Consider the following 4,853-nt stretch of genomic DNA (forward strand, 5'->3'; position numbering starts at 1 on the left):
GACCCCGTGAGCCCCCGCCCCGCCGGTCCCGGTGAGCGGGAGAAGCAAGGAGAAGAGATGTCCCCGGTCCCCATAGCCGATGATCTGTTCACCTGGTCCGACGACGAGCCCGGCCTGATCGGCGGCAGGTGCGCGGAATGCGGCGCGCACGTGTTCCCGCTCCGGGCCGGGTGCCCGCGTTGCGGAGCGACCGCCGTGGAACGGACGCTGCTGAACCGTTCCGGAACACTCTGGTCGTGGACGACCCAGGGCTTCCCGCCGAAGGCGCCGTTCCGCGGCGAGTTCGCCGGGACGGACCCGTTCGAGCCGTGGCTCGTCGGCGTGGTCGAACTGGCCGGCCAACTGCGCGTCGAGGGCCTCATCACCGGCTGCTCCCAGGACGAGTTGGCCATCGGCATGCCGATGCGGGTCGTCACCATGCCGTTCCGCACGGACGAGGACGGCCGCGAGATCATCACGTTCGCTTTCGGACCCGGAGAAGGAGACGAGACAGGCCATGCCTGACGTTGCGATCATCGGGGTGGGCATCCACCGGTTCGGCCGGTTCCCCGGCAAGCCGGCCCTGGCCATGGGCGCGGAGGCAGCCCGGGACGCGCTGGCCGACGCCGGGCTGTCCTGGGCGGACATGCAGTTCGCCGTGGGCGGCAGCTACGAGGTGGACCAGCCCGACGCCGTCGTCGCCGAGCTCGGGCTGACCGGCGTCCAGTTCACCAACGTCTACAACGGCTGCGCGACGGCCGGCAGCGCGCTGGCCCTCGCCCGCCAGACCATCCGGCTGGGCGAGCACGAGGTCGGGCTCGTCCTCGGCATGGACAAGCACCAGCCGGGCGCGTTCACGGCGGAGCCCGAGGAGTACGGCTGCCCGCCGTGGTACGGCGAGATGGGCCTGTTCCTGACCACGAAGTTCTTCGCCATGAAGATCAACCGGTACATGCACGACCACGGGATCACCGGCGAGACGCTCGCGGCGGTCGCCGAGAAGAACTACCGCAACGGCGGCCTCAACCCCAACGCCCACCGCCGCACCCCGCTGACGAGCGAGCAGATCCTCGGGTCCCGGATGGTCAACCATCCGCTGACGCAGTACATGTTCTGCAGCCCGAACGAGGGTGCGGCCGCGCTGGTGGTCTGCAACGCGGACGTGGCGCGCCGCTACACCGACAAACCGGTCTACCTGCGCAGCGTCGTCACCCGGACCCGTCGCTACGGAGCGTTCGAGGTGCACACCCCGTCCGCGTCCGTCGCGGCCGACCACGTCCCGGCGCCGACCGTGGAGGCCGCGCGGGCGGCCTACGAGGCGGCGGGCGTCGACCCCGGGGACGTCGGCATCGCGCAGCTCCAGGACACCGACGCGGGCGCCGAGGTCATCCACATGGCCGAGGTCGGGCTGTGCGAGGACGGCGCACAGAACAAGCTCATCGCCTCCGGTGCCACGGACCTGGGCGGGAGCCTGCCGGTCAACACCGACGGCGGCCTGATCGCCAACGGGGAGCCGGTCGGCGCCTCGGGCCTGCGGCAGGTCCGCGAGCTGGTCCTCCAGCTGCGCGGGGAGGCCGGCGAGCGCCAGGTACCGAACGGGCCGCGCGTCGGCCTCGCCCAGCTGTACGGCGCTCCCGGCGTCGCCGCGGTCTCCGTCCTGTCGACCTGATCATCTGATCCGGCCGGAACGGGAACCGCGACGACCGGGCCCGGGCGGCCGCGGGCGTTCAGCCCGCGGCCGCCCCGATCGTCTGCCTTGCGATGATCAGCTGCTGGATCTGGCTGGTGCCCTCGTAGATGCGGAACAGCCGCGCGTCGCGGTAGAACCGCTCGACCGCCACCGAGCGCATGTATCCGGCGCCGCCGTGCACCTGGACGGCGCGGTCGGCGACCCTTCCGACGGCCTCGCTGCAGAAGTACTTGGCGGCGGCCGGGCCGGTGCGGCGGTCCGAGCCGTCCGCGTAGGCGCGCGCCGACTCCAGGACGAGGGCGCGGGCGGCCATGGTCTCGGTCACCGAGTCCGCGATCATCGCCTGCACCAGCTGGTGGGAGGCGATCGGGCGGCCGCCCTGCCTGCGCTCGGACGCGTACGCCACCGATTCGTCGACGAGCCGCTGGCACATCCCGACGCAGGCGGCGGCGAGCAGCAGGCGCCCGTTGGACAGGCAGCGCATCGCGGTCAGGAAGCCGGTGTCGACGCCGGACTCGCCGCCCACGACCGCGTCGGCGGGCAGCCGCACGTCGTCGAGGTACACGTCCGCGGTCCAGGCTCCGAACTGGCCCATCTTGTGGTCGCGGGGCCCCACCGAGACGCCCGGGGCATCGGCCGGGACGATGAACGTCGAGATGCCGCGGGACGACTTCGCGTCGGGGTCGGTCCGGGCGAACACCATGAAGACGTCGGCGATCGGCGCGTTGGTGATGTACCGCTTGGTGCCGCTGAGGACCCAGGCGTCCCCGTCGCGGACGGCGCTCGTCCGGAGGTCGGACGGGTCCGAGCCGGCGTCCGGCTCGGTGAGCGCGAACGAGGCGACGACCTCGCCCGAGGCCAGCCGAGGCAGCCATCCCGCCTTCTGGTCCGCGGTACCGCCGTCCATGATCACCTGCCCGGCGATGCCCACGTTGGTGCTGAACATCGAGCGCAGCGCCGGGGTGGTGTGGCCGACCTCGATCAGCAGCCGGCACTGGTCCACGATGCCGAGGCCGAGCCCGCCGTACTCCTCCGGGATGGTGAAGCCGAACAGGCCCATCCGCTTGGCCGCCTCGCGCAGGGCGGCGGGCACCTCGTCGTTCTCGTCGATCTCCGCCTCGCGCGGGATGACCTCCTTGCGGATGAAGTCCCGGACCGCGTCGAGCAAGGGGGCGAGATCATGAGCTGCCACGTGGGCCACCTTCCGTTTCCAGCTTCCCGCACCGCGCGTGCGTCGCGGGTTTTTGAATATCGATGTCGATGTCAATACATACGACGGCGAGACCCGCGCTTCGACGAGGATGTCGCAGGCGCCGGACCGCGCTCAGTCGGACGATGGGGAGCGAGGCGGCTCCGGGGCTCAGCCCGAGCCGCCGGCGGCCCGCGCCTCCAGGGCGGTCTTGAGCACCTTCCCGCTCGCGGTGAGCGGCAGCTCGTCGATCAGCTCGACGAAGCGCGGGACCTTGTAGTTGGCCATGCGGTCACGGCACCACGCGATCACGGCCGCGCCGTCCAGCCCGGACCGCCCGGCCGGTTCGAGCGATCGGGGCACGATGAACGCCATGGCCACCTGGCCGAGGCGCTCGTCGGGGACGCCGATGACCGCGGCCTGCGCGATGCCCGGATGTTCGAGGAGCATGGCCTCGATCTCCGCCGGATAGGCGTTGAACCCTCCGACGATGAACATGTCCTTGGAGCGTCCGGCGATGCACAGGCACCCGCGCTCGTCGAAACGCCCGCGGTCTCCGGTGCGCAGCCAGCCGTCCTCGGACAGCACCGCCGCCGTCGCCTCCGGATCGTCGAGGTACCCGGTCATCGTGGTCGGGCCGCGCAGGACGATCTCGCCGACCTCTCCCTGCGCGACGTCGGCGCCGGCGGAGTCGGTGACGCGGATCTCGAAGCCGGGGCGGGGCCGCCCGACGGTCACCGCGATGGTCTCCGGGTCGTCGTCGGGCGAGGTCGAGCTGGCGGTCCCGGCCTCGGTGAGGCCGTAGCCGGCGACGACCACGGAGAACGGCAGCTCGTCACGGATCCGCCGGATCAGCTCGACCGGGATGTCGGCGGCGCCGGTCACGGCGACGCGCAGGCTCGTCAGGTCGTAGCGGCTCCGGTCGGCGTGCTCCAGGATCGTCTGGTAGAGGGCCGGCGGCCCGGGCAGCACCGTCACCCGCTCCTCGGCGACCTGCCCGAGCACCTTGTCCACGTCCAGGACGGGCTGCGGGAACATGGTGGCGCCGGCGGCGACGCAGGCGAGGATGCCGCCCTTGAAGCCGAACATGTGGAAGAAGGGGTTCACGAGCACGTAGCCGTCATCGGCCGAGAGACCGGTCATGCTCACCCAGTCGGTTCCCACGCCCATCGTCCGCCGATGGGTCATCAGCACGCCCTTGGGGGTTCCCGTCGTGCCGGAGGTGAAGAGCACGTCGGACGGGTCGTCAGGGCCGAGGGCGGCGCTCCGGCGATCGACCTCGGCGAGGCCGTCCGCGGTCGCACGCGCCATGAAGTCGGCCCACATCACGCCGGGTCCGGAGGGCTTGCCGGCGGCGATGACGATGGTCCGCAGGTCGGGCAGGTCCACGCCCGTGCCGGTGAGCATCTCGACGTAGTCGTTGCCGAGGAACTCCGTCACCGTCACCAGGACCTTGACCTTGCCGCGACGCACGAGGTCGGCTGCCTCCAGGCCCTTGAACCGGGTGTTGACCGGGACCAGCGTCGCGCCGGCCTGGTAGAGCCCGAGGAGCGCCACGATCCACTCGCGGCCGTTGTACGCCCAGATGCCGACGCGGTCGCGCGGCTCGACGCCCGCGGCCACCAGCGCCGCCCCGAACCGGCGCGCCTCCGCGTACAGCTCCGCGTAGGTGACGCGCTCGCCGCCGTCCACGATCGCGGTCCGGTCCGGGAAGCGCTCCGCCGCGGACGCGGTCATGGCCGCGATGCTCGGCCACCTCGGCTCACAGCTCTGGTTCATGGCGCAACTCCCGCTCCTCAACTCGGCGAACGTATCGCCGCACGGCCCGGAACGCCGCCCCTCGCCCGGCACCCATGATTGACATCGACGTCAGTATAGACTTTTATCTAGAACTGTAAATCGCTCGCAACGTCCGCGTCGGCCTCCTGCACCAGGCCCCGGCGCATCGTCTTCCGAGGTTGCCGGTACATGATCACGATGCCCGCCCCCGCCCCC

General features: G+C 71.6%; 4 protein-coding genes. 2 read left to right on the plus strand and 2 right to left on the minus strand.

Features of this window, described 5'->3' with window-relative positions; translation table 11 throughout:
• Both E1281_RS37510 and E1281_RS37515 read left to right on the plus strand, forming a co-directional pair.
• Nucleotides 1-504, plus strand: a 504-nt coding sequence (locus E1281_RS37510; RefSeq protein ID WP_207943744.1) for an OB-fold domain-containing protein, incomplete at its 5' end; no start/stop codon positions are given.
• Complete coding sequence (locus E1281_RS37515) at nucleotides 497-1,648, plus strand: thiolase family protein (RefSeq protein ID WP_131884453.1); 1,152 nt, start codon at nucleotides 497-499, stop codon at nucleotides 1,646-1,648. The genes E1281_RS37510 and E1281_RS37515, both read left to right, overlap by 8 nt.
• A 58-nt stretch (nucleotides 1,649-1,706) precedes the next feature.
• Here E1281_RS37515 and E1281_RS37520 read toward each other — a convergent pair whose 3' ends face one another.
• Both E1281_RS37520 and E1281_RS37525 read right to left on the minus strand, forming a co-directional pair.
• Entirely contained in the window at nucleotides 1,707-2,861 is a 1,155-nt protein-coding gene (locus E1281_RS37520) for an acyl-CoA dehydrogenase family protein (RefSeq protein WP_131884454.1), read from the minus strand.
• Between the two features lie 168 nt (nucleotides 2,862-3,029).
• On the minus strand, nucleotides 3,030-4,637 hold the full coding sequence (locus tag E1281_RS37525) for a FadD3 family acyl-CoA ligase (RefSeq protein WP_131884455.1): 1,608 nt from the start codon (nucleotides 4,635-4,637) through the stop codon (nucleotides 3,030-3,032).
• Nucleotides 4,638-4,853: the final 216 nt, after the last annotated feature.

The sequence above is a fragment of the Actinomadura sp. KC345 genome, from assembly GCF_004348515.1.
Lineage (GTDB): Bacteria > Actinomycetota > Actinomycetes > Streptosporangiales > Streptosporangiaceae > Spirillospora.